Raw genomic sequence first — 24,270 nt, 5'->3', positions numbered from 1 at the left:
GTCAAACGGACGAAAAGCGTGTCCGTTTGACACCCCGGCTCTGGTGTGGCCAACGATCAGCCACGACTCGTGACGGGACCCACCCCACCAACGCAACCAGAAACGCAACCGGCAGCCGCCCAAAGCAACAGGCGTGCCATCAACCCGCGAGCGGCGCTGGTGGGTCTTTGATCAGATTGGCGGGGTCTGGGGCGGAGCCCCAGAAAGCAACCGCCAGAGACCTAAGCAACAGCACCACCTACGGACACGAAACCGCCAGCCGCCAACGCAACAGGGGGACGGCCAACGCGAGGTGTGCGCCTAGAGTGCGGCATGGGGCGGAACTGGTACCTGCTGTGGTCCGGCAGCAGCATCTCAGCACTAGGCGACGGAATCTTCCTAGCAGCACTCCCACTACTGGCCGCAACACAAACCCAAGACCCAAAACTGATCGCAGGCGTGAGCTTCTTCGGCGCCCTCCCCTGGCTACTGGCAGCCCTCCCGGCAGGCGCAGCCGCCGACCGCCACGACAACCGCCGCCTCCTCCTGACAGCACTGTGGATCCAATGCGGGCTAATGGTCGCCCTGGCCACGTTCCACAGCGCGCACATAGCGTTCCTGTACGGCATGGCGTTCCTGATCGGCACGGCAGAAACCGTGCCAAGAGCCGTCGGACAGCCGCTCATCAAGGCCACAGTCGACAACCACCTGCTGGAGCGCGCCAACGGCAGGCTGTTCGCATCGCAGGCAGTGGCATTGCAGTTCGCCGGACCACCACTAGGCGGCTTGTTGTTCGCAACGACCACATCGGCACCGTTCTGGGCCAACGCGTTGACGTTCGCCATAGCGGCAGTGCTGGTCACCAAGATGCGCACGAACCACCGGCCACGGCCAGGCAAACCAAAGGTCTCAGAAGGCTTGCGGTGGCTGGCAAAGCACAAGGCGCTGAGGACCGTCACGCTCGTAAGCGCGACAACGAACCTGTGCATCGCGATGACGATGGCAACACTGGTGTTGTTCGCCCAGCAGAGGCTGAACCTCACGAACGCGGGCTTCGGGGCGTTCCTCGCGACGCTGGCATGTGGCGGGGTCGCGGGAGGCTTGCTGGCCGAGCGCCTACTGGCCAGGTTTCGCCACACGGTGACCACAACAGTGGTGCTGATCCCGTTGGCCTGGCTGGGAATCGCCACTCTCGCCCACGACCTCCCCACGGTCGCGGCGTTCGCAATGGTCAGCTCGTTCTGCACAGCAGTCTGGGGCGTGGCCACGGCCGCGCTACGACAACGAGCAGTACCAACAGAACTGCTCGGCCGCGTCAGCAGCGCGCAAACCCTGATCACCTGGGGCGTTCAACCGGTCGGCGCGCTGCTGGGCGGCTTGATAGCGGACAACTTCGGCCTGCTGGCACCGTGGTACGCAGCGATTGCACTGCGCACCACGGTCGGCCTGCTGAGCTTGAAGCCGCTAAGCACTCACTTCTTGGCTGCGGCCTTGAAGGTCCACTTGGCCACGTCACCGGAACAGGACGCGGCGGTCACCTTGCCGGACGCATCTCGGTAGCACTTGGTGTTGTACTGCATGTCCGAGATGGTCTTGTTCGGGTTGATGGACCACTGCTGAGCCGGCCCGCCGTCGCACTTCTTCAGCAGCACCTTGCCCGACGACAGCGTGGTGCACAGCTGGGGCGAACCCTGCTCCATGAACGCACCGTGGAACTTGAACTGCTGCGCCGCCGAACCGTTGCACGCCGCCGTCGTCAGCTGCGAGCCGGACGCGCCGCCGACCAAGCACTTGCCGGTCGAGACGTTCTTGTACTCGCCGTTGGTGGTCTTGGGCTTCGCGCCGCCGTAGCACTCGCCGGTGGAGGTGTTGAAGATCGGCGTCGGGTCCACGGTCAGGTTCCGCGCCGGGTTGAGGATCGTCTCCTCCATCACCGGCTTGCCGTCGTCGTGGTAGTTCGTCAGGGCGTCTTCGCAGTCGATGGCGTTCATGGCGTTGCCGCCCTTGCCGCCGACCCACGCGTCGAAGTGCCACAGCTTCGGGCCGCCGTTGGGGCCGTTGCCGTTCCAGTCCTGCTCACAGGAGGAGCAGGAGTCCTCCATGATGAAGTACTTCTTCACGCGCGGGAAGTAGATGATCGTGCCCGGCTTGGCTTCCTTGCTGGACGTCGCGAACGTGATCGGGTCGTCGTAGGTCCCCTTGCCGCCGGCCGTCTGGTGGCGACCTGGATAGGCGATGTCGCCGCCCGGAGGGGTGTTGTCGTACCAGCCGTAGAAGGTCCAGAAGACCTGTTGGGATGTTGCGGCGCTCGCGGGTGACGAAGCGAACAAACCGGACATCACAAGCAAAATGCCTGCCGCCACAGACAGGGCGCGTTTCATGCGTGCCTCCGCAAGAACCGGTGGACTTAGGCGGCGTGTGTGCAGAGTCCACCGGTTGCGCGGCTTTTGTAAAGAAACTTATCTAACTATTTGCGAGAGCAATCCCGCTTACCGGGCCCACGACGATGATCGCGGGCGGGCGGACGTCCCAGCGCTTCACGTCGGCCCCGAGGGAGTCCAAAGTGGACCGGAAGACGCGCTGGGACGCCGTTGAGCCTTCCTGGATCACGGCGACGGGTGTGGAACCCGGGCGGCCTTCCATCAACGCCGCGGCGAAGGCACCGGCGCGTTCCACAGCCATCATCAGCACGACGGTGCCCTGCAGGCGTGCGATTGCGGGCCAGTCCACGAGAGAGCGCGGGTCGTCGGGGGCCACGTGCCCGGAGACGACCACGACCTCGTGCGCCACTCCTCGGTGCGTCACGGGCACACCGGCCAATGCAGGCACACCGAAAGCCGACGTCACGCCTGGCACCACGGTCACGGGGATGCCGGCCTCCGCGCACGCCAGCAGCTCCTCGAAACCGCGCCCGAAGACGTACGGATCGCCACCCTTCAACCGGACGACGAACTTGCCCTCCTTGGCGCGGTCGATCAGCGTCTGGTTGATGAACTCCTGCGTCGCCGCACGGCCGTAGGGGATCTTCGCGGCGTCGACGACCTCGACGTGCGCGGGCAGTTCCTCCAGCAGCTCGCGCGGGGCCAGCCGGTCGGCGACGACGACGTCCGCATGGGCAAGCAAACGCTTGCCCTTCACCGTGATCAGTTCGGCGTCACCAGGACCGCCACCCACCAGAGCGACGCCCACAGGCGGGGCGGCCTGGTCCGCGATCCGCCCGTCCCTCAGCGCGGCCACGAGACCATCGCGAACGGAAGCCGAACGACGGTGCTCTCCACCTGCCAGCACGCCGAGCACAAGACCGTCGTGCGTGCCCACGGCCGGAGTGACGGCCGTGCCCTCGACGGCGATGTCCGCGCGCACGCAGAACACACGCAACGATGTCGCCTCATCGCCGATCTGGGCGTTGACCTCGACGTTGGACGTGCACGCCACCACGTACCAGGCGCCCTCGACGTCACCGGGCTCGAACCGCCTCTGATGCCACGTCAGCTCCCCCGCGTCGACCATGCCCTGCACGGCGGGGGTGACGGACGGCGACACGAGCTCCACGGCGGCGCCGGACGCGATCAGGCGAGGCAGGCGGCGCTGGGCGACCGTGCCTCCGCCGACCACGAGGACGCGCCGGCCCCGCAGGTCGAGGCCGGCCAGGTAGTGCTGTTCAAAGGGCATGCGTAGAAGCATCCACACCGGACACGCCATGTCCACCCGAAAGGAACATGGTCACACCTGCAGCATCTCGAACGAGGTAGCGAGCACCCCGCCGAACTGCTGCCCGACGGCCTCCGCGGTGTGACGCAGGAACGGTTCCGGCTCGGCCATGTCCCCACCCAGAGCAGCCAGATACGCCTTGTGCTCCCGCAGCGATGCCACCGAAGCGTCGAACGAGTCGGTGATGTCCACGGCGTGCGTGGCCAACGGTGAGGACGCCGCCGCCACGTACCGAACGCCATTCCACGGCTCGAGGCCCAGGTCCTGGAAGATCCACCGGTTCGCCGCGTCCCGAACCGCGTCGACAGCGGCACGACCGACCGCGATGTGGTCCGCCTGGTTCCACCCGCCACCGGGCCAGGTGTCGCGGAAGTTGCTGACGATCACGAACTCGGGCCGGTGCCGCCGGATCGCCGCCGCGATGTCACGCCGCAACGGCACGCCGTACTCGATCACGCCGTCCTGGTGGTCCAGGAACTCGACGACCGAGACCCCCACGGCCGCGCACGACGCGATCTGCTCCTCGACCCGCAACGGCCCGCAGATCGACGGCTCCATCGTGTCGATGCCCGCCTCGCCGCGACACGCGAGCAAGTACGCGATGTTCTTGCCCTGCCGAGTCCATCGCGCGATGGCGCCCGCACCGCCGTACTCCATGTCATCGGGATGAGCGACGACGACCAGCGCGCTCGACCAGTCTTCCGGGACAGCTTGTAGATCAGCCATGCCCCGCAGGATGCGCGTGAACGTGCGCGCGCTGCAACCGATGTACCGAATGCCGCAGACGGTGCTCTACGTCGTGTGCGATCCGATGCGCTTCCACGAGAGAGGTCTCGCGCGCCACCACCACGGTCAGCTCGGCCAGCTGCCCGTGCCCGGACCAGCGCATCCGCACGTCCTCCACGGCGAGCACCCCCGGCGTCTCACCCGCGACCTCGGACGCCGACGCCACCACCACCGGGTCGGCCGCGTCGAGCAACCGCCCGAACACCTGCTTCCCCGCGTCGACCAGCACGACGCCGATCATCACCGCGACGGCCAGACCGACCACCGGGTCGACCCACCACCACCCCAGCCATGAGCCCAGCGCAGCAGCAAGCACCGCCAACGACGTGTAGCCGTCCGTGCGCGCGTGCAGTCCATCAGCCACCAACGCAGCCGAACCGATCCGCCGCCCCGCCCGGATCCGCCACTGCGCCACGAACTCGTTGCCCAGGAATCCCACGACCGCGGCCACCGCGACGGCCGGAACAGCCGTGACAGCACGGGGTTCGATCAGCCGCGACACGGCCTCGTATCCGGCGAACACGGCGGAGAACGCCATCAACGCCACCACGGCCACACCGGCGAGGTCCTCGGCCCGCCCGTAGCCGTAGGGGAAGCGCACCGACGCGGCCCGGCGGCTCAACCAGAACGCGATGCCCAGCGGCACCGCCGTCAGCGCGTCCGCGAAGTTGTGCACGGTGTCGGCGAGCAACGCCACCGACCCGCTGAACACCACGACGACGGCCTGCACCAGCGCCGTCGCCATCAGAACGGCGAACGACCACCACACCGTGTGCTGAGGATCGGTGTGGTGGCCGTGCCCGTGTCCGTGCCCATGCCCGAAGCCCATGGCAGAAGACGCTACCCTGAATTTGTCCACTGTGGACTAATGCACAGCTTTGCCTACTGCCAAAGGCTAGTTGTAACTAGAGCTGGGCGTTGATGACCGAGTAGTACGGCGCGATCCGACCGTAGACGCCGGGGTAGCGAGGCGCCGCGCAGCCCTGGCCCCACGACGTGTCACCGATGAGCTTGCCACCGAAGACCAGCGGGCCGCCGGAGTCGCCCTGGCAGGTGTCCACGCCACCCTGCGGGAAGCCCGCGCACACCATCGAGGTGTTGCTGTACTGCGAGTACGCGGTCTTGCAGGTCGCGTCCGAGGTCAGCGGCACGTTGGCCTTCAGCAGGTACCGGGACGCGGAACCACCGGAGGACGTGGTGCCCCAGCCGAGGATCAGCGCGGAGTTGCCCGCCGCGTACAGGGCGGTGTCGGCCGGGGTGGCGAGCGGCAGGGTGGCCGAGCTGATGTTGCGGTCCAGCGTCAGCACGGCGACGTCGTAGCCGGCGGTCGCGGTGGTGTAGCTCGGGTGGACCCAGATCTTGGTGACGTTGGCCGTGGTGCCGACGGTGGTCTGCTTGTCGTCACGGCCGTGGACGACGCGCGTGCTGGCGGGCGTGCGGCCCTTCACGCAGTGTGCGGCGGTGACGACCTTGTTGGCCTTCACGAGAGTGCCGCCGCAGAACTGGAAGTTGGCGGTCGTCGTCAGCATGACGACCCACGGGTACGTCGAGGTGCTGGCTCGCGTGCCACCGACGATCATCGGCGACACGTCGTCGGCATTCGCTGCCGGTGCGGTGAAGAAGATGCTCGCGAGTGATGTGACCACGACGGACAAGATCAGGCGACGCAGGGTTTTCGCCATAGCTGCCAGTCCTTCCCGATGACGCTGTGTGTGCACGGTGTCGAGCGGCGGCACACACAGCGTCACGGGCGGAGATTCGGCGGCATAACCGCCATTAGTCGTACATGTCCGACTTCACAATTGACTACTGGATGATTTTACGAGCCTTGAACGCGGCCGAGACCGTGGCGGCATCCGCGTCACCGTAGAGCTTCTTGGCCGTGGCGACGGTCGCGTTCGCGGCCTGGGCGAAGTTGGTCGACGGCGAGTACGAGAACTGCGACTCCAGCACGATCTTCGCCGACTTCTCGCGGCCGAAGGCCTTGTAGATGTCGAACAGCGCGCGCGACCAGATCTCGCCGTCGTCGTGCACCTCACCGGTCTTGTCGTCGGTGGTCTTGTTGGTGTCGGTGCGACGGATGCAGTGCGGCGTCGTGGTCGTGTAGGACGTCGAGTCCCAGTCCATGATGCACGCGAACGGCGTCGTGGCCGTGTCCTTCGAGTCGCGCGACGCCATGATCAGCGCCCACCAGTCGCCGAAGCCCTCACCGATCGCGCCGCCCTCCGCGGACGAGCCGAAGCCCGGCACCTGGGCGTCCTGGATCGCGTGGCCGAGCTCGTGCCACACCACCTCGAGGTCCTCGGCGTCGTCCACACCGCCCGTGCCGAAGGTGATCTGGTCCTTCGACGGGTCGTAGAACGAGTTGTCGTCGGTCAGTCCGAGCGTCGTGAACTTCTGCTTCTCGTTGTTGACGTTCTTGAAGCCGAGGCTCTGGATGTACTTCTGCGCCTCGGTGATGCCCCAGTAGGCGTTGGTCTGCTCGAAGAACGGGTTGTGCCTGGTGTACTCGAACTTCCGGGTGCTGCTCTTGGCGAGCTTGCTCGTGGCACCCGTGATGTACGCGAAGTCGCCCCTGAGGTACCCGGAGCTGTCCAGGTTGGTCACAGCGACGGACTTGTACGCGGTGGTGGGCACCGCCGAGTCGGCGTCGTTGCCGTCCTTGAGGCTCTCGTTCTGCAGCGCCACAACAGGGTTCGGGCTGAACACCTTGCCGGTGCCCTCGGCGTGCTTGACCAGGCTCTCGGAACGGACGACGGCGCCGGTCTCCGCGTGCACCAGGGTGCGCTCGGATCCCTTGCCGTTGTCGGAGATCACCTCGTAGACGAGGCCGGTGCCGGGCAGCACCTTGAGGTTCGCCCCTTCGGGCACACCGGCGGACTTCGTCTTGGCCGACTCGGCGGTGATGGCCGGCGTGACGTCGACCGACCCGACCGCGAGGCGACCGTCGTCCACGGTCTTCTCGCCGGTCGCCTTGTCGACGTGCTCGACGTAGTAGGCACCCAGCACGGGTTTGCCGTCGAAGGTCTGCTCGTACCAGGTGTGCGTGGCGGTCAGCGAGTCCTTGACCGTCAGCAGCCGCAGGCCTTCTTTCGGAGCCGCGGCCTGCGCGTTGACGGTCAGCAGGGAAATGGCGATGCCGGCGGTGCAGGCGACAGCGACGAGACGACGCGCTCTCATGTCGGTCTCCAGTGCTTCGGGCCCAAGGCAGGGGGAGGGCCGTGTGCATGGCGACGCTAATCAAGAAAAGTTGAGGAGAGACCCTACGAAAGAAGGAAAAACATCAGCGTTCCCACACTCCGGGAACAACAACTACGTCCGCTTCGACCGGATCGTCCAGCGTTGGCCCGGTTCCAAATGCGACGAACGCGACCGCCGCACCGTGCGCGGCCAAATCGCACGCGCCGTCGTGACGAACCTCCGTGCCGGCCCTCAAGATCGGCGAGACCGCGTCGATCGCTTCGGGAGTTCCCACCACGAACGCGGCGCGCCGGATCTCCGCCTCTGCCCGCGGCGTGCGTTCCTCCGCGTCGCCAGGACCGAGTCCGACCAGCGCCAGCCGCCCGCGCGGCAGGACTCGTGCCGCGGCCACAGTCACGTTGTCCCGCTTGAACTTCTCGGCCGCCAGCTCGACCGGCGCGCCGTGCCCGAGGATCTGGGCGCCGCGCACCGCCGCCGCCTCCGCCACGCTCGCGGTGCCCATCGAGTTGCGCACCACCGAGCTCGGGTTCGGCACACCGATCTCGGCCAGCTCCTCGGTGGGGAACGTCAGCAGCTCGGCCGTGTCGCCGTGCCAGAAACCCCAGTCCTCCACGGCGTCCACGATGCCCGGCTCGTCCGCTTTGGCGTCCGCCGTCGCGAACGCCTTGATGGCACGCAGATCCAGACCGCCCTGCGCGTCCAGTTCGGACAGTGCGGCACCGACGCTCGTGGCCGACGCACCCCGCGTCGAGCCCACACCGACGACCAACGTGCGCGGGATGATCCGCAGCACGTTGTCCTTCGGCCCGGCGGCGCGGTCGTCGATGACGATCATCCAGCTGGCGTCCTCGCCCGCCGCGACGACGTTGGGCGGCAACGCGGGCAACGGGAAGCCCAGTGGGTTGCGCAGCACGACCTTCTCGCCCGACTCGATGGCGGCGGCACAGGCTGCCAGGTTGCCGTCCGCGGTGGCGTCGAGCTGTTCGACGAGCTCGTCCAGCACCGAGTCGATCGACGGTCCGCCGGTCACCACCGCCGTGCGACCCAGCAGATCGGCGACGTGACGGGCGAACGTGTCCGCGTCCCCCGCCAGCGCCACCACGAAATGCGCGTCGACGCACACCACGGCGGGATCGGATCGCCTGTCCCGCAACAACGGCGCGATCAACCGGACCGCGGTGCCCGCGTCGAGGAAGAGGACGGCGGCGCCGAGACGGGGCCACAGACGAAGGACAGCGGGCTTGACGGCACCGTCGGGGACGACCGCGTCCGAGCCGAGCAGGCCCGCGAGATCGGCCGCGTCGCCGCGCTGCGCAGGGCCAGCGAAGACACCGATCACTTCTTGGTTCCCCACAACAAAGTCACCGGGACCGCCGGAGCGAAACCCGTGTCGAGCAGGCGGGAGGCGGTCCAGTGCACGCCCTCCACCTCGTAGCCGGCGGCCACCAACGCATCCCGCGCGGGCACGATCTCGGCGACGCTCTCCGTCGCGACGACCAGGCGTCGTGCGTTCACGGCCGCGCACGCCTTCACCTCGGCGAGCTGACCACGGCCGACGAACACCGCGTCCGGGCGAGGCAAGGCAGCCGTGTCCAGTTCGGCTTCTTCCACGCGCACATCAACGCCGTGCGCCGCGGCGTTCGCGATGATGCGCACGCACTGCACGGGATCCGGCTCGACCGCGAGCACCGCCGCACCCAGCCGGGCGCACTCCACGCCGACCGCGCCGGAACCGGCCAGCACGTCCCACACCAGCACGCCGGGACGCGGGGCGAGCCGCGCCAGCACGAACGCGCGCACCTCCGCCGCGAGCACGTGCGAACGGCTCGCGAACTCGTCGTCCGGCAGCGCCCAGCCGTCGTTCGACCGGAGGAACTCGTTGTCCGCCAAGCACAACACCGCGTCCGGGGACGTCCAGCGACGGGTCACCGCGTCACGCGGGTCCACCGGGATCAGCTCATCGGAGTCCGACACCGTCAGCGTGCGGCGCCAGCCCGCGAGGCCCGCGCCGATCTCGGCGGGACCGATGCCGTCGGTCAGCTTCACGATCACGGCGGACCGGGCGCGGCACACGTTCAGCGCGGGACGCAGGCCGTCCGCCGCGTCGACGACCTCGACGGGGCGCCCGGCTGCCTCCCGCAGCTTCTCGACTGTCATCAGTTGCTGGGCCGCTTCGGCCTACGGGCGGCGGGCTTCTTCTTCGCGGTCGACGTCGAGGCACGCACCGTCGGCGGCTTGGGCTTCTCCGCCGCGACCACGGTCAGCTTCGGCTTCGGGGCAGGCTCTTCGGCGGGCTTGCGCACCGACTGCTGTATTTCCTCGACCGCCGTCCACGCCGGGTTCGGTTCGGCCACCGGAGCCGTCGCCGGAGCGGGCTCCTCGACGCGAGCCGAGACGCGCTGGGCGGCACGGCGCGACCAGCGGGTCGGGCGGGCGGCGCGGATCGGTTCGTCGACAGAGGTCGTCGCGGACGTGGAGACCCGCCGCGTCGGCTGCTTCACCGCGGCGCCGACCAGGAACAACGTCGGCCGGTACAGCTTGTGCTTCTTCACGACCGACTCGAGCTCGCCGACCGTGGTGTGCACGACGAGCTCGTCGGCCTGGCTGACCTTGTAAGCGACGACGACCGGCGTCGACTCGCTGTACCCGCCCTGCAGCAGCTTCTCGACGAACTGACCGGTGCGCGCGCCCGAGACCGTGGCGGCCATCGTGGTCTGCAGCCCCGCGAACTCGGCGACCAGCTCGCTGCTCTCCGGCGAGATCAGCACCGTGGACGACGCCTCGGTCAGCGTGATCTCGCGGCCGATCCTGGCGGCAGCGGCGGCGACCACGGACACGCCCGGCACGACGTCGACCTCGAGGCCGAGACGCACGCACAGGTCGTGCTGCTCCTGCACACCACCACCGGTCGCGGCGTCGCCGGCGTGCAGACGGACGACCGTCTGGCGCGACGCGGCGGCACGGCGGTACAGGTCCGTGATCTCCTCCTGCGTCACGCGCGAGAAGTCGACCAGCTCGGCTTCCGCACGGGCGTGCTCGCGAACGCACTCGGCGTCCACCGCCGTGGGAGCCCAGATGACGACGTCGGCTTCCGCGATGCGGCGCGCGCCTCGGAGAGTGATGAGGTCGGCGGCACCCGGACCGGCGCCGACGAAAGAAACCCGACCGGTCGTCGTCACGACAGCTCCACAGGGGTTCGGACTTTGGCTTGAGCGAAGACCGTACCGCCTGTCGCTCCGGCCACGAACGGGTGGCAGGCCCGCACGAACCTGGCTACGGCTTCCGGATCACCGGCGGGGTGCGTGTGGAGGTACGACGCGTGCACTCCCCCGGCCACGAAACCCTCTGCGACCGGGCGGGAATCGACGCCGCGCCAGTGCCACGCGGGCGGGGTCGAGTGCGGTGTGGACAGCTGCGTGCGGTGGAACTCGTGGCCGGTCACGCGGCTGCCGGGCGGGTGCAGCGGTGAGCTCGTGGACGCGACGGCATCGCGGTAGCCCAAGGTCAACTTCGGTGTCATGAAGCCCTCGGCGTCGAGCACGCCGCACATCGGGTGACCGTCCAATGATCTTGCTAGATAAAGCAGACCGCCGCACTCGGCGTGGACCGGGGCACCCGATCGAGCGAACCGCGCGACGGCTTCGCGCAACTTCGCGTTGGCTGACAATGCTTCCGCGTGCTGTTCGGGGAATCCGCCGGGGAGCACGAGTCCCGCGGTGCCCGCGGGAAGATCTTCGTCGTTGAGCGGATCCACGACGGCCACGGCCGCACCCGCCGCCTTGAGGACCTCGACGTGTTCCGCGTAGCCGAACGTGAAAGCCGCTCCACCCGCGACCGCGATCAACGGTTCGCCGGTGACCGGTTCGACCTGGGGTTCCCACGCGGCGACAGCCATCGCCGGTACCGAGCTCGCCAGCCGGCGCACGGCGTCAAGATCAACGTGTTTGGCCACGGCAGCGGCGATCGCGTCTACAGCCGCAACTGCTTCCGAACCGTGTTCCGCTGCCGTGACGAGGCCCAGATGCCTTGAGGGCAAAGAGAACTGCGGGTCACGCGGCAGCACGCCGAGAACGTCGAGGCCAACCTCGTCGCACGCCGACCTGAGCACCTGTTCGTGGCGTTCCGACCCGACCTGGTTGAGGATCACGCCGCCGAGCCGGACCGTCGGGTCGTAGCCGCGGAAGCCGTGCAGCAGTGCCGCCAATGATCGGCTTTGGCCCCGTGCGTCCACGACGAACAGCACCGGCGCGTTGATCAACTTGGCGACGTGCGCGGTCGAGCCGACGCCCGCCGTGTCGACGCGGCCGTCGAACAGGCCCATGACGCCTTCGACGACCGCGATGTCGCAGCCTTTGGAACCGTGCGCGAACAGGCCTGGAATGCGGTTTTCGCCGACCATCACCGGGTCGAGGTTGCGGCCCGCCTTCCCCGTCGCCAGCGAGTGGTAGCCGGGGTCGATGTAGTCCGGGCCTACCTTGAACGGTGCGACCCGCGAGCCGGCTCGTCTGAGCGCGGCCATGAGGCCTGTGGCCACGGTGGTCTTGCCGCTGCCCGAGGCGGGGGCGGCGACGACCAGCCTGTTCACCACTCGATCCCCCGCTGGCCCTTCTGTCCGGCGTCCATCGGGTGCTTGACCTTGGTCATCTCCACCACGAGGTCGGCGGCCGCGATCAGCTTGTCCGGCGCGTACCGGCCGGTGATCACGACGTGCTGGTGGCCGGGACGGTTGGCGAGTGCTTGAACCACCTCGTCCACGTCGATCCAGCCCCAGTGCAGCGGGTAGGTGAACTCGTCGAGGACGTAGAAGCCGTGGCGTTCGGCTTGCAGTCGCCTTGCGATTTCCGCCCAGCCTTCTTGCGCGGCCGCGGCGTGGTCCTCCTCGGTGCCCTGCTTGCGGGTCCAGGACCAGCCCTCGCCCATCTTGTGCCACTCGACGGCGCCACCCTCGCCGGTCTCGTCGTGCAGCCTGCCGAGCGCCTTGAACGCGGACTCCTCGCCGACCTTCCACTTGGCGGACTTCACGAACTGGAACACGCCGATGTCCCAGCCCTGGTTCCAGCCGCGCAGCGCCATGCCGAACGCGGACGTCGACTTCCCCTTCATCTCACCGGTGTGCAGCATGAGCAACGGCCGGTTGCGACGCTGTCTCGTCGTCAGGCCGTCCTTGGGCACCTCGGTGGGCTGTCCCTGTGGCACTGGGGTTTCTCCTTATGCGGCGCGGACTACGCCGGCGAGGTGGTCGGCGCTGAGCTGGTCGAGACGGACGCAGGTGCCCTGCAGGGCTTCGGCGATCTTCTGCGCGAGACCGAGGCGGATGTGGCCCTGTTCGCAGTCGACGACCACCACGGCGGTCTGTTCGAGCAGGCTCGCTGCCTTGAGCGCGTCCTTGGTCGGGTCGCCGCCGAGTCCGGACGACGTGGCGCGGCCGTCGGTCAGGAGCACCACCAGCGGACGCTTCTGCGGGTCCCTGAGCCGTTCGATCTCCAGGATCCTGTGGGCCTTGAGGAGGCCGTCCGCGAGTGGCGTGCGACCGCCGGTGCGCATCTTCTTGAGGCGGGTCGCCGCCGCGTCGACAGAAGTCGTCGGAGGCAGAGCGACTTCGGCGGTGCCGCCGCGGAACGTGATCACGCCGACCTTGTCGCGGCGCTGGTAGGCGTCGCGGAGCAGCGAGACGACCGCGCCGCTCACCGCGGACATGCGCTGGCGTGCGGCCATCGAGCCCGAGGCGTCGACCACGAACAGGATGAGGTTGGACTCCTTGCCCTCCCGCACGGCCTTGCGCAGATCGGCTGCCTCGAGGATGAGGCCTGGGCTCGTGCGGCCGCGTGACTGCTGGTGCGGTGCGGCGTTCAGGAGCGTGTCGACGAGGTGGAGTCCCGATCCGTCCACTTTGGATGAACGGACGATCCTGCCGGTGCGCGCACGGGCCCTGGAACGCTTGCCCGGCGCGCCTTCTCCAACCCCGGGGACTTCCAGGAGGCGGGCTTTGAACGCCGGAGCGGGTTCCGGGGCCGGACGGTCGTTGGGCGCGTTTCCGTTGCCCTTGGGGCCTTCCTGCGGTTCGGGGAGCTCACCGCCGCCGGGGCCGTCGTCGTCCGGGGGTTCTTCGTCCGCGTGCTCGGCTGCCTGGCGCATGGCGTCCTCGAGCTGCTGCTCCTCGATGCCGGGCTCGTCGAACGGATCGCGGCGGCGCCGGTGCGGCAGGGCGAGCCTGACCGCGGTCTCGACGTCCAGTTCCTCGACTTCCTCAGCGCCTCGCCAGGCCGCGTGAGCCGTGGCGGCACGGGCGACCACGAGGTCCGCGCGCATGCCGTCGACCTCGAAAGCCGCGCAGACAGCGGCGATCCGGCGGAGCTCACTGTCCGGAAGGGACACTCGGGGCAGCTTTTCGCGCGCTGCGGTGATCTGCTGCTTGAGCTTGGCGTCCTCGTCCGCCCACTTGGCCGCGAACGTGGTGGGGTCGGCTTCGTAGGCGAGACGGCGCCGGATCACCTCGGTGCGGACCTCGACGTCCCGCGCGGCCTTCACCGCGACTGTGAGGCCGAACCGGTCGAGCAACTGCGGCCTGAGCTCGCCCTCCTCGGGGTTCATCGTGCCGACCAGCAGGAACTGGGACGGGTGCGACACGGAGACGCCTTCGCGTTCGACGTGCGCGCGGCCCATCGCGGCGGCGTCGAGCAGCAGGTCGACGAGGTGGTCGTGCAGCAGGTTGACCTCGTCGACGTAGAGCACGCCCCGGTGCGCGGCCGCGAGCAGACCCGGCTGGAACGCCCGGACGCCCTCGGTCAGCGCCTTCTCCAGGTCGAGCGAGCCGACCAGGCGGTCCTCGGTGGCGCCGACGGGCAGTTCGACGAGCTTGGCGGGCCGTCGTTCCGCGGCTTCGTGCGGGGCGTCGGGGCAGTCGGTGCTGCCCGGGACGCACCCGAAGCGGCAGCCCTTGGACACGTCCAGCTCGGGCAGCAGCGCGGCCAGGGCACGCACGATGGTCGACTTCGCGGTCCCCTTCTCGCCGCGGACGAGAACGCCGCCGATGCCGGGGTGCACGGCGTTCAGCAGCAGGGCCAGCCGGAGGTCGTCGTGTCCGACGACAGCCGAAAAGGGGTACATGCTCAGCGAAGTCCTTCCTCGGGTGTCCACGCCCGTGGCCGGTTGATCGACGAGGGGGGCGAGTTCCTGACTCCCAGGTCCTGCCTGGTCACAGTCGCGGGCACGGCGCCGGATTCGCACCGGCTTCCTCGCGTTCCCCTCACAGCCCCGGCATCGTCGCATTTCGCACCTGCCGGTCCAACAGCCAGGTGAGCGACATCGCGTCAGAGCAGGCTCTGGAAGTGCGCCCAGGCCTCCCCGACCTCGTCCGCCGTCCACTCCAGCGCGGGCTCGGCGACGGTGATCTCGGTCTTGGCGAGAGGCCCGTCCTGCCAGAACCCGCCGAGGAACTTCCCGCTCAGCTCCTTGAGCCGCGCCGGGTCGCCGGGCAGGTGCAGCGCGAACTGGTGGGTGTGCGGTTCGGGCAGGCCCATCGCCCGCGCCACGACCTTGGCGTGCTGCACCTGGGCGCCGAGCCGCGGCAGCACGGTGTCCAGGCCGTGCATCGCCGAGAGAGCGGCCGGCCACTGCTGGAAGAGCATGCCGCCGTAGCGGTGGCGCCAGACCCGTGCCTGGTCGACGAAGTCCTGGGTGCCGGCGAGCGCGGCACCGGAGATGCCTTCCAGCGACTTGTAGAACGAGACGTAGACCGAGTCGAACAGGCCCGCGATCTCTTCGAGCGGCTTGCCGAGGCCGTGGGTGCTCTCCCACAGGCGGGCGCCGTCCAGGTGGACCACGGCGTCGCGTTCCCGTGCCGCGTCGACGGTGGCCGTGAGGTCGTCCCAGGTCGGGAGGATGAAGCCGGCCTCGCGGTCCGGGACTTCGAGCAGCAGCGTGCCGAACGGCTCCGGGCAGGTGGCCACGTCGTCGTTGCGGACCTTGACGGGGCGCAGGCCGGACAGCACGGTCAGCGCGTCGTCCTCGTGGTGCAGCGGGTGGGCCTGCGGGTGCATCGCCACGATCGGGTTGTGGGTGCGGTCGGCCCAGCACCTGAGGGCGATCTGCTGCGCCATGGTTCCCGTCGGCACGAACAGGGCGGCCTCGGTGCCGAGTAACCGCGCTACACGGGTTTCGAGAGCGCCTACCGGGCCGCCGTCGCCGTAGCGGTCGGGTTCGACGTCCGGGACCGGGCCGAGCTGCTCCAGCAGTGTCCGCTTCCTGACTCCGGAGAGCTGTCGGTTCATCACGCTCGCATCAAACCTCGGTCAGCGGCTCACTGCCACCGACTTCGGCGCGCGGAACGACAGCAGGTTCAGCCACTCGGGGGTGTCGCCGGCGAGGTGCAGGCCCGGCTCGTGCCCGGCGACGGTCTGCAGCGTGACGGCGGCTTCCAGGCGGGCGAGGCCGGCGCCGAGGCAGAAGTGGCGGCCGTAGCCGAACGCCAGGTGCTTCGGGTCGGTTTCTTTGCCGCTCAACAACAACACGAGCTCGGCGCCCTTGGGCACGCGCACACCTGCGATGACCACCTCGCGCGCGGTCAGGCGTCGCCAGGTCACCACGGGGGTTTCCGTTCGCAGCACGTCTTCCACGAACGACTCGGCTGTCTCGCGCTGGGGCAGACGCGCCCACAGGTCGCGGTCCTGGAGGGCGCGCCGCAGGGCGGTGGACAGCAGCTGGGTCGTCGTCTCCTGGCCCGCGATGAGCAGGAAGTAGCAGAGGCCGGCGGAGTCCTCGGCGGACACGCCGGCGTCGGCGAGCGCCTGGAAGAACTCGCCGTCACGGGCGTGATAGCGCTTGATGAGCCACTGGTGGAAGTCGCCGACGTCGTCGACCAGCTCCAGCTGGCGTTCGGTGGAGATGTTGCCCCAGAAGAACTCCAGGGAACCCGTGCTCCAGCGCTTGAGCGTCGGGATGTCGACGTTCTCCAGGCCGAGGAGGTCCATCAGCACGATGGCAGGGAGATCCCAGGCGAGGTCGCGCACGAGATCCGTGCCACCCAGACGTTCCAAAACGAGCTCTCGGATGCGAGGCTCAGCCGCCACGACGCGTGAGGGCGTGAAGAACGACGCGACGAGTTTCCGCAGTTTGGCGTGCGACTCCGAACCGTTGTTCGCGAGGGTCGGCGGGAGCGAGAAGCGGGCTCTGACGAGGCTGCGCAGCGCGGCGGGCGCGACCGGCGTGACGGCGGTCAGGGCGTTGTCGGGCAGGTAGGTGACGGGATCGGCGAGGATCGCGCGCACGTCGTCGTAGGCCGACACCACCCAGCGGCCATCGCAGAACTGCACCGCTTCGGTGAGCTCGGCACGCGTGAAGGTGAACAGGTCCACAAGCGGCACGCTAGTGGGCGGATGGGATAGTCAGGCGGTGACCGTGAGCACAACTGAGGCGATTTCCAGTGGTGGTGAGTCGACGTTCGACTGGATCGACGTCCGCTCTGAAGCGCGCTCCAAGGCGGGTCTGACCCGTCGCGTCCGGCCGCGCACCGCGGACTCGACGGACCTCGACCTCGCCAGCAACGACTACCTCGGGCTCGCGAAGGACAAGCGCGTCGCGGGTGCCGCGGCCGCCGCCACGTTGAAGTGGGGCGCGGGCTCGACGGGATCGCGCCTGGTCACGGGTTCCACGGAGCTGCACGCCGAGCTGGAGTACGAGCTCGCGAACTTCTGCGGCTCGCAGTCCGCCCTGGTGTTCAGCAGCGGCTACCTGGCGAACCTCGGTGCGGTCACCGCGCTGTCCGGCCCCGGCACGGCGATCGTGGCCGACCAGCACATCCACGCCTCGCTGATCGACGGCACGCGACTGTCCAAGGCGGACGTCGTCGTCGCGGACCACTGCGACGTCGGCAAGGTCCGGCACGCTCTGGAGACGCGCGGCAAGCGTCGCGCGATCGTGGTCACGGACTCGGTGTTCAGCGTCGACGGCGACATCGCGCCGTTGAACGAGCTGCACTCGGCGTGCCGCGCTACTGGTGCGGCGTTGGTGGTCGACGACGCGCACGGGCTGGGTGTCGTCGGACCCGGCGGCCGGGGTGCGGTGGCCGAGGCCGGCCTCATCAAGGCGCCGGACGTGATCACGACGTTGACCTTGTCGAAGTCGCTCGGCGCGCAGGGCGGTGCGGTGCTCGGCCCGAGCCGCGTGATCAAGCACCTGGTCGACACCGCGCGCACGTTCATCTTCGACACCGGGCTGGCACCGTCCAGCGCGGCGGCGGCGTTGTCCGCGATCAAGATCCTGCGCGAGGAGCCGGACCGGCCCGAGCGCGCGCTGACCGTGGCGCACGACCTGTCGCACCGGCTCAAGGAAGCCGGTCTCCAGGTGAGCACGCCGACGGCCGCCGTGGTGAGCGTGCGGGCGCCGGGACCGGAGCAGGCGTTCCGGTGGGCGGAGGCGTGCCGGACCCAGGGCGTGATCGTGGGCTGCTTCCGGCCGCCTTCGGTGCCGGACCAGGTCAGCAGGCTGCGGCTCACCGCGCGCGCCGACCTGACCGAGGCCGACATCGAGCGCGCGGTTCGGGTGATCACGGAGTGCGCCGCGACTGCCGGAGTCGAGACGCGTCGCGGCTGACCGCCGCCGCACGGAGCTTTCGCACGTTCACAACGAACGAACGGGCTCCGCATGCGGTCGCCGCCGACCACCCTCGCTAAGAGCATTCGCACGTTCACAACGAACGAACGGGCTCCACATGCGGTCAGCCGAGGGGTGCGCGCCACCACCGCCGAAGCCCAGACACAGCCGCGCCGACCGCCACCCGCAACGAGCATTCGCACCTTCACAACGGACGAACGAGCTCCGCATGCGGTCAGCCGAGCAGTGCGCGCTACCACCAGCGGAGTCGAGGCGCGGCCTCTCTGAGCAGCCGGCCCGGCAGGGGTGGCGTCAGGGTGTGCGGCGCATCGTCAGGTGCGGGATGCCGTCCTCGATGAACTCCGCACCCTCCGCCACGAAGCCGAACGACGCGTAGAAGTCCGTCACGTACGTCTGCGCGTCAAGCACGCAGGACACGCCCCCGATGTCCGCCAGGGCAGCCTGCATCAGCCGGCGGCTGTACCCGCGGCCCCGGGCCATGCGCGCGGTGGCGACACGGCCGATTCGGAACGTCTCGTCCGGCTCCTCCAGCAGGCGGAGGTAGGCCAGGGGGTCGTGCGAGCCGTCGGCTTCCAGCCAGAAGTGCCGGGTGCCCTGTTCCAGGTCGCGGCCGTCCACGTCGCTGTAGATGCTGTTCTGCTCCACGACGAAGACGTCCTGGCGCAGTCTGAGGATGGCGTAGAGCTGGGCGGGGCTCAGGTCGAGGCCCCACTGCCGGCGCAGGGTGGCTGGAAACTGTGTGGTTCGCACCGGACCTTGGATATCAGAAGCCCAGTACGGACCGGTAGTGAGCCAGACGGGTGTAGACGCCCGGTTCATCCGCACGCGCGCAGCCTCGGCCGAACGACACGACACCGGCGAGCCTGCCCCGCACCACGAGAGGGCCGCCGGAATCGCCCGTGCACGCGTCACGGTTTCCGCGTCCTGCACACACCATCGCACCCGGCCGGTAGTCCGGCTCCTTAATCATGCACTCCTGGTCCGACAAGATCGGCACGGTCACCTTGCGCAGGGTCATGGACGGCGGGCTGTTCTCGGCGGTGCGGCCCCAGCCGAGCACCGTGCCCTCGTCGCCGACCTCGCCCAGCGCGATGACGCGGTACGGCAGCGCGCGGGCCAGCGTCAACACAGCCACGTCGTCGCCCTTGGTGACCTCCACGTAGTCGGGGTGCCGCCACACCGACGCGACCGGCGACTCGATGCCTTCACCCTGCACCCGCAGGTCGGTCCGGCCCGCCACCACGCGCAGCTGCTCGGCCGGGCGCTGGTTCTTGCCCAGCACGCCCTTCAACGTGGCGCAGTGCGCGGCCGTCATGACCTTGTCCGGAGCGACCAGGGCGCCACCGCAGATCAGCTGGCCGTCGGTGGTGGTGATCGCCACAACCCACGGGGTGTCCGCCACCCGCGCGGGTGTCCCCCCAACGATCGCATCGGCCGTCGATGAACCGCTGACCAGCGCGATCACCGCTGCGAGCACGGCCAACCGCTTACCCCTCACGGACCACTCCTCGTTGCGCCAGGTGGACGATCGGTCACCAACCGTAGCGATCGCGCTAGGACGGCGTCAAAACCGGAGATTCTCGTGTTAGTGTCCCGATAGGCCGGAGATTTTACGGCCAGTGGCGCAGATCACGGGGGTATGTACGGTGTTGTTCGACTTCGGCCAGGTTCCGGCCTTTCTCATCGCGTGCGCGGTCGTCATCGTGACCCCCGGTGTTGACGCGTTCTTGTTGCTGCGCACGTCACTGCGGTCGGGCACCCGCTCCGGACTGCTCGCGCTCGCGGGCATCCACAGCGCCGCGGCGGTCCAGGTCGCACTGGTGATCTCCGGGCTCGGCGTGGTGCTCGCGCAGTACCCGATGGTGCTCACGGCACTGCGCTGGATCGGTGCCGCCTACCTGCTCTACCTCGCGGTTTCCATCACGCGCGGCCTGCTCAAGCGGAACACCGAACAGCAGGAGGAGGTCATGAGCACCCGGCCGTTCCGGCAGGGCTTCCTGACCAACATCACGAACCCGAAGATGATCCTGTTCTCGCTCGCCTTCCTGCCGCAGTTCATCGGATCGGGTGAACCGGCGCCGCAGCTCGCGATGCTGGCCGTCGTGTTCCTCGGGCTCGCCGCGATCTGGGAGCTGATGATCGTCCTGGCGGCCTCGCGGGTGGCCGGGAAGCTCAAGAGGCCGGGCGTCACCACCGCTTTGGACGCCGTCTGTGCGGCTGTCTTCCTCACCATGTCCGTAGGCCTCGTGGTCTAGGTTCGGCAGGCGTGGCAGATCGACTGCAGGCCTTGCGCGACGCACTGGCCGCGCACCCCGGTGAACCCGTGCCGTTCGACCGACTGGTCGCCGAGGTCTGGCAGGACGACCCGCCGAAGCATCCACGAGCGGCGCTGCGCACGTTGGTCCAACGCCTGCGCAACACGGAGCGGGTGATCACCGAACCGTCCGGCTACCGGCTCGTCCCCCGCCCGCCCGCGCCGAACCAGCTGCCCGCGGACCTGCCGGACTTCGTTGGCAGGAAAGAGGAAATCGCGCGGCTGCAGCGGCTGGACGCGCCAGTGCGGGCGATCACCGGACTGCCGGGCGTCGGCAAGACCGTGCTCGCGGTGAGGGAGGCGCACCGGCTCGAGGACCAGTTCCCGGACGGCCGCCTGTACGTCAACCTGCGCGGCTACTCCACCGGCCCGTCGATGACCGTCGAGCAGGCGCTCGCCCGGTTCTCGAAGGCGCTCGGCGGCGGCCAGGACGACGACTACCGCGACCTGCTGCGAGGCCGGCGGGTGCTGGTGGTGCTCGACAACGCCACCGAGGACGTGATCGCCCCGCTCCTCCCGAACGCGCCCGGTTGCGCCGCGCTGATCACCAGCCGCGCGAACCTCCCGATGTTCGCGCAGGTCAAGCTGGGCGTGCTGGCGGAGCAGGAGGCACGCGAGCTGCTCGGCAACATGCGGGTCGAGGGCGACACCGGCGAGCTGATCGAGCTGTGCGCGCGGCTGCCGCTGGCACTGCGCATCGCCGGCGCGAACCTGGCCGGCCGCCACCTCCCGGACTACGTGGAGGAGCTGCGCGAGCACCGGCTGGCGGCGCTCGAGATCGAGGAGGACGACACCGCCGTGCAGGCGACGTTCGACCTCTCGTACCGGAAGCTGTCGGAACCGGCGCGGCGGACGTTCGACTTCCTCGGCGCGGTACCGGGTCCGGACATCCCGCGCGCCCTCGCCGGCGACGCGATCGACGAGCTCGTCGCGGCGAACCTGGTGCAGAGCACGGGAAACGACCGCTACCAGCTGCACGACCTGCTGCGCCTCTACGCCCATTCGCGGACGAGGAGCGGCAACGCGCGCACGATCTTCTACTGGTACCTGGTGCGGGTGGACGGCGCCGACGCCGCGCTGAGCTCCGGGTTCACCCGGCTGCTGCCGACCGTGCAGGAGCCGGTGCCGTACGCCTCCGAGCAGGAGGCGCAGGCGTGGTTCGAGGCCGAGCGGGCCAACCTGATCGCGCTCGCCCTGGACCAGCCGGACGCCGGCCTCGTCATCGGTCTGCGCGCGCACCTCCTGCTCACCGGTCACTTCTCCGACCTGCGCTCGATCGCCCGTGCCGCGCTCGAGGTGGAGGTGGGGCAACGAGCCGCCGCCATGCGCGTGTGCCTCGGTTACCTGGACTACCGCTTCGGCGAGCACCGATCAGCGATCGAGCACTGCGAGAAGGCGATCGCCGAGTTCCGGGCCGCCCTCATGCAGCACCAGGAGTCCGTGGCGCTCAACATCCTCGCCGGCGCCTATCACAACCTCGGCGAGCTCGATCTCGCGCGCAAGCACCTCAGCGCGGCGATCGAGCTGTACGTGGCGAACGACCTGCAGGCGCATCTGATGGGCGGTCTCGGCAATCTCGGGTTGCTGGAGATGGAGCTGGGCAACCACGGCACGGCGGTGGACTCGCTGCGCCGCGCGGTCGGCCTGGCGAGGGAAGCCGACCACGTGACGCTCGCGCACCAGCTCGGCAACCTCGGCACGGTGCTCACGGCGAACCAGGAGTTCACTGCCGCGGAGGAGGCGTTCCGGGAGGCACTGGAGCTGGCCCGGCAGCACGGCCTGCGGGCGATCGAGATGTCGGCGCTGGTCGAGTCCTCCGAACTGCTCGTCGCCGCCGGCAAGCGCGACGAGGCCCGCGACCACGCCCTGCGCGCGCTCGAACTGGCCGGCGAGGACAACCTGTTCATCGAGGTCAACGCCGGCCTCGTGCTGGCGGAGCTGAACCGGTCGATCACCGAGTACGACGAGGTGCTCAGGCGGGCGACCGAGTCCGGGTTCCTGATCATCGAGGTGCTGGCACTCGCGGGCAAAGCGGCGTTGCTGCGGGAGAACGGCGATGTCGAGACCGCGAACGCGTTGTGCCACAAGGCGATCGAGCGGGCGGAGGCGGCGGGCCTGCGCTACCGCGCCGATCTCGTGCGCGCTCAGCTCAAGTAACTCGTGACGCGCGTGTAGACGCCGGGGGCGTTGGGGCGAGCGCACCCGATGCCCCACGACACGATGCCCGCGAGCCTGCCGTCGACGACAAACGGGCCGCCGGAGTCGTCGATGCACGCGTCGACGCCGCCCTCCGGATAGCCGGCGCAGAACATGGCCAGAGCGTCGTACCGCACGTAGGTCGCGCCGCACTGCTCGTCCGACATGATCGGAATGGAAGCCTTGTGCAGCAACGGACTCTTGTTCGTGTCGTTCTCCGCCTGCCGCCCCCACCCGTACACGACGCCGACGTTGCGCGCCGCGTACACGTCTGTCGTGTCAGCTACCGGCAGCTGCGCGTACGGCATCGGCTCGCCGAGCGTCAGCAACGCGATGTCCTTGCCACGTGAGGGAGTCGAGTAACCGTCGGCGATCTGGTACTTCGTGGCGACGGACGTGGAACCACCATCCGTGCGGAGGTCGAGCCTGCCACCGATGACGGTGATCGAGCCGGGCGTGCGGCCGTAGACGCAGTGCGCCGCCGTGGCCACCAGAGCCGGACCGACCAAAGCGCCGCCGCAGAACTGGTAGCCCGACGACGTGGTCAGCGCGACCATCCACGGCGTCTCGTCCGCGTTCTCGACCACGACTCCGCCGACGACTCTGGGCTCGGCGTGCGACGGGGTCACCGTGATCACGAGCAGAGCCAGAACCGCCGCCAGCAGACGCATGCACCCCACTGAACCCAGGGGCCTAGGACCCGACAACTCCAGTCGGCAAAGCATCCACGACCGGGTGAAGGTCCTTCGCGTACCGGGCGAGCCGGACGTAGACGCCGGGCTTGCCCTTGCGCGCACAGCCCTCGCCCCACGACGTGACGCCGACGAGCTTGCCCTCCGCGACGATCGGGCCGCCCGAGTCGCCCTGACAGGTGTCGATCTTGCCGCCGTCGTAGCCCGCGCAGAACATGTCGGTCTTCACGAACTGCGGGTACGACTCGACGCAGTAGTCGTCCGGCAGCACCGGCACCTTGGCCTGCATGAGGTAGCGCGACGTCTTGCCGTTCTCACTGGTGCGGCCCCAGCCGAGCGCCCGCAGCTGCGTGCCGGGCTGGTAGAGCGCCCGATCGGTCAGTTCCGCGATGGGCAGCGGGGTGTACGGCAGCGGGCTCTTCAGCGTCAGGACGGCCACGTCCTCGCCCTCGTCCGCCGCGACGTACTGCTTGTGGATCCAGATGTCCGCGGGCGTCACGGACACCCCGGAACCGCGATCCTGCTTGTCCTCGCGCCCTGCGACGACGCGCAGCTCACGGGGTGAACGACCGAGCGCGCAGTGCGCCGCGGTGAGGACCTTGGCCGGTGCGACGATCGTGCCGCCGCAGAACTGCAGGCCGTTGTCGTCGGTCAGGTAGACGACCCACGGGTTGGCCTCGATCGAGGCCCGCTCGCCGCCAATGACCTGCTCATTGGCGGCGGCGGTGCCACTCGAAGCCAGCATTGCGACGAGAACCAGCACCAGGAGTCGTCTCATGA

The 24,270-nt window shown here is 69.1% G+C and carries 22 protein-coding genes and 1 riboswitch; of the genes, 4 read left to right on the top strand and 18 right to left on the bottom strand.

Annotated features, from left to right (window positions below; genetic code table 11):
• Positions 1-312: 312 nt before the first annotated feature.
• Complete coding sequence (locus AB0M24_RS43605; RefSeq protein ID WP_363780313.1) at positions 313-1,539, top strand: MFS transporter; 1,227 nt, start codon at positions 313-315, stop codon at positions 1,537-1,539.
• On the opposite strand, the gene AB0M24_RS43600 is transcribed toward AB0M24_RS43605, so the two are convergent.
• From AB0M24_RS43600 to AB0M24_RS43535, 14 genes are all read right to left on the bottom strand, one after another.
• Positions 1,452-2,318: an RICIN domain-containing protein gene (locus AB0M24_RS43600; protein WP_363780311.1), complete on the bottom strand. Its 867-nt coding sequence runs from the start codon at positions 2,316-2,318 to the stop codon at positions 1,452-1,454. The genes AB0M24_RS43605 and AB0M24_RS43600 overlap by 88 nt on opposite strands.
• Before the next feature lie 124 nt (positions 2,319-2,442).
• Complete coding sequence (cobA, locus tag AB0M24_RS43595; protein ID WP_363780309.1) at positions 2,443-3,651, bottom strand: uroporphyrinogen-III C-methyltransferase; 1,209 nt, start codon at positions 3,649-3,651, stop codon at positions 2,443-2,445.
• Between the two features lie 51 nt (positions 3,652-3,702).
• Positions 3,703-4,416 (bottom strand): PIG-L deacetylase family protein, encoded by a 714-nt coding sequence (locus AB0M24_RS43590; RefSeq protein ID WP_363780307.1) that lies wholly within the window; start codon positions 4,414-4,416, stop codon positions 3,703-3,705.
• Positions 4,409-5,305, bottom strand: coding sequence for a cation diffusion facilitator family transporter (locus AB0M24_RS43585; protein WP_363780305.1), 897 nt, complete (start codon positions 5,303-5,305; stop codon positions 4,409-4,411). Before AB0M24_RS43585 ends, AB0M24_RS43590 begins: the two co-directional genes overlap by 8 nt.
• 76 nt (positions 5,306-5,381) lie before the next feature.
• A complete protein-coding gene (locus tag AB0M24_RS43580) occupies positions 5,382-6,158 on the bottom strand; it encodes a serine protease (RefSeq protein ID WP_363780303.1) in 777 nt (258 codons plus the stop codon).
• A gap of 124 nt (positions 6,159-6,282) precedes the next feature.
• On the bottom strand, positions 6,283-7,656 hold the full coding sequence (locus AB0M24_RS43575; protein WP_363780301.1) for a M36 family metallopeptidase: 1,374 nt from the start codon (positions 7,654-7,656) through the stop codon (positions 6,283-6,285).
• Between the two features lie 103 nt (positions 7,657-7,759).
• Positions 7,760-9,016 (bottom strand): cobalamin biosynthesis protein, encoded by a 1,257-nt coding sequence (locus tag AB0M24_RS43570; RefSeq protein WP_363780299.1) that lies wholly within the window; start codon positions 9,014-9,016, stop codon positions 7,760-7,762.
• The gene (locus AB0M24_RS43565; RefSeq protein ID WP_363780297.1) at positions 9,013-9,834 is read right to left on the bottom strand and encodes a hypothetical protein; all 822 of its coding nucleotides are present in this window, start codon (positions 9,832-9,834) and stop codon (positions 9,013-9,015) included. The genes AB0M24_RS43570 and AB0M24_RS43565 overlap by 4 nt, the downstream gene beginning before the upstream one ends.
• Entirely contained in the window at positions 9,834-10,856 is a 1,023-nt protein-coding gene (locus tag AB0M24_RS43560; protein WP_363780295.1) for an SAM-dependent methyltransferase, read from the bottom strand. Before AB0M24_RS43560 ends, AB0M24_RS43565 begins: the two co-directional genes overlap by 1 nt.
• Positions 10,853-12,262: a cobyrinate a,c-diamide synthase gene (locus AB0M24_RS43555; RefSeq protein ID WP_363780293.1), complete on the bottom strand. Its 1,410-nt coding sequence runs from the start codon at positions 12,260-12,262 to the stop codon at positions 10,853-10,855. The genes AB0M24_RS43560 and AB0M24_RS43555 overlap by 4 nt, the downstream gene beginning before the upstream one ends.
• Entirely contained in the window at positions 12,259-12,873 is a 615-nt protein-coding gene (cobO, locus tag AB0M24_RS43550; RefSeq protein ID WP_363780291.1) for a cob(I)yrinic acid a,c-diamide adenosyltransferase, read from the bottom strand. Before cobO ends, AB0M24_RS43555 begins: the two co-directional genes overlap by 4 nt.
• 12 nt (positions 12,874-12,885) lie before the next feature.
• Positions 12,886-14,784 carry a putative cobaltochelatase gene (locus tag AB0M24_RS43545; RefSeq protein WP_363780289.1) on the bottom strand — a complete coding sequence of 633 codons (1,899 nt, stop codon included), beginning with the start codon at positions 14,782-14,784 and terminating at the stop codon, positions 12,886-12,888.
• A gap of 39 nt (positions 14,785-14,823) precedes the next feature.
• A riboswitch (cobalamin riboswitch) is annotated at positions 14,824-14,949 on the bottom strand.
• 38 nt (positions 14,950-14,987) lie between these two features.
• Positions 14,988-15,947: a beta-eliminating lyase-related protein gene (locus tag AB0M24_RS43540; protein ID WP_363780317.1), complete on the bottom strand. Its 960-nt coding sequence runs from the start codon at positions 15,945-15,947 to the stop codon at positions 14,988-14,990.
• A 21-nt stretch (positions 15,948-15,968) separates the two neighbouring features.
• A complete protein-coding gene (locus tag AB0M24_RS43535) occupies positions 15,969-17,030 on the bottom strand; it encodes a hypothetical protein (RefSeq protein WP_363780287.1) in 1,062 nt (353 codons plus the stop codon).
• Positions 17,031-17,073: 43 nt separating this feature from the next.
• Here AB0M24_RS43535 and AB0M24_RS43530 point away from each other — a divergent pair, with 43 nt between their 5' ends.
• Entirely contained in the window at positions 17,074-18,267 is a 1,194-nt protein-coding gene (locus AB0M24_RS43530) for an 8-amino-7-oxononanoate synthase (RefSeq protein WP_363780285.1), read from the top strand.
• Positions 18,268-18,579: 312 nt separating this feature from the next.
• Here the strand turns inward: AB0M24_RS43530 and AB0M24_RS43525 are convergent, their stop codons facing one another.
• Together AB0M24_RS43525 and AB0M24_RS43520 are read right to left on the bottom strand one after the other, a co-directional pair.
• A complete protein-coding gene (locus tag AB0M24_RS43525; RefSeq protein WP_363780283.1) occupies positions 18,580-19,038 on the bottom strand; it encodes a GNAT family N-acetyltransferase in 459 nt (152 codons plus the stop codon).
• A 13-nt stretch (positions 19,039-19,051) separates the two neighbouring features.
• Entirely contained in the window at positions 19,052-19,786 is a 735-nt protein-coding gene (locus AB0M24_RS43520) for a serine protease (RefSeq protein WP_363780281.1), read from the bottom strand.
• A 148-nt stretch (positions 19,787-19,934) separates the two neighbouring features.
• Between AB0M24_RS43520 and AB0M24_RS43515 the strand changes: the two genes are divergently transcribed.
• Both AB0M24_RS43515 and AB0M24_RS43510 read left to right on the top strand, forming a co-directional pair.
• On the top strand, positions 19,935-20,543 hold the full coding sequence (locus AB0M24_RS43515) for a LysE family translocator (RefSeq protein WP_363780279.1): 609 nt from the start codon (positions 19,935-19,937) through the stop codon (positions 20,541-20,543).
• 11 nt (positions 20,544-20,554) lie between these two features.
• On the top strand, positions 20,555-22,759 hold the full coding sequence (locus tag AB0M24_RS43510; RefSeq protein ID WP_363780277.1) for a tetratricopeptide repeat protein: 2,205 nt from the start codon (positions 20,555-20,557) through the stop codon (positions 22,757-22,759).
• Here AB0M24_RS43510 and AB0M24_RS43505 read toward each other — a convergent pair.
• A complete protein-coding gene (locus AB0M24_RS43505; RefSeq protein WP_363780275.1) occupies positions 22,747-23,469 on the bottom strand; it encodes a serine protease in 723 nt (240 codons plus the stop codon). The genes AB0M24_RS43510 and AB0M24_RS43505 overlap by 13 nt on opposite strands.
• A gap of 22 nt (positions 23,470-23,491) precedes the next feature.
• Positions 23,492-24,268: a serine protease gene (locus tag AB0M24_RS43500; RefSeq protein ID WP_363780273.1), complete on the bottom strand. Its 777-nt coding sequence runs from the start codon at positions 24,266-24,268 to the stop codon at positions 23,492-23,494.
• Positions 24,269-24,270: the final 2 nt, after the last annotated feature.

Origin of the sequence: Lentzea sp. NPDC051838 (assembly GCF_040681245.1) — a bacterium.
Lineage (GTDB): Bacteria > Actinomycetota > Actinomycetes > Mycobacteriales > Pseudonocardiaceae > Lentzea.
Note: the sequence above shows the minus strand (reverse complement) of the source record. Positions and strands in the feature narration are given on the sequence as shown.

Excerpts from the sequence above, each read along its gene's own strand:
- cobA (WP_363780309.1), bottom strand. The coding sequence starts at position 3,651 with ATGCCCTTTGAACAGCACTACCTGGCCGGCCTCGACCTGCGGGGCCGG.
- AB0M24_RS43575 (WP_363780301.1), bottom strand. The coding sequence starts at position 7,656 with ATGAGAGCGCGTCGTCTCGTCGCTGTCGCCTGCACCGCCGGCATCGCC.
- AB0M24_RS43580 (WP_363780303.1), bottom strand. The coding sequence starts at position 6,158 with ATGGCGAAAACCCTGCGTCGCCTGATCTTGTCCGTCGTGGTCACATCA.
- AB0M24_RS43545 (WP_363780289.1), bottom strand. The coding sequence starts at position 14,784 with ATGTACCCCTTTTCGGCTGTCGTCGGACACGACGACCTCCGGCTGGCC.
- AB0M24_RS43565 (WP_363780297.1), bottom strand. The coding sequence starts at position 9,834 with ATGACAGTCGAGAAGCTGCGGGAGGCAGCCGGGCGCCCCGTCGAGGTC.
- AB0M24_RS43540 (WP_363780317.1), bottom strand. The coding sequence starts at position 15,947 with ATGAACCGACAGCTCTCCGGAGTCAGGAAGCGGACACTGCTGGAGCAG.
- AB0M24_RS43500 (WP_363780273.1), bottom strand. The coding sequence starts at position 24,268 with ATGAGACGACTCCTGGTGCTGGTTCTCGTCGCAATGCTGGCTTCGAGT.
- AB0M24_RS43590 (WP_363780307.1), bottom strand. The coding sequence starts at position 4,416 with ATGGCTGATCTACAAGCTGTCCCGGAAGACTGGTCGAGCGCGCTGGTC.
- AB0M24_RS43605 (WP_363780313.1), top strand. The coding sequence starts at position 313 with ATGGGGCGGAACTGGTACCTGCTGTGGTCCGGCAGCAGCATCTCAGCA.
- AB0M24_RS43600 (WP_363780311.1), bottom strand. The coding sequence starts at position 2,318 with ATGTCCGGTTTGTTCGCTTCGTCACCCGCGAGCGCCGCAACATCCCAA.
- AB0M24_RS43505 (WP_363780275.1), bottom strand. The coding sequence starts at position 23,469 with ATGCGTCTGCTGGCGGCGGTTCTGGCTCTGCTCGTGATCACGGTGACC.
- AB0M24_RS43585 (WP_363780305.1), bottom strand. The coding sequence starts at position 5,305 with ATGGGCTTCGGGCATGGGCACGGACACGGGCACGGCCACCACACCGAT.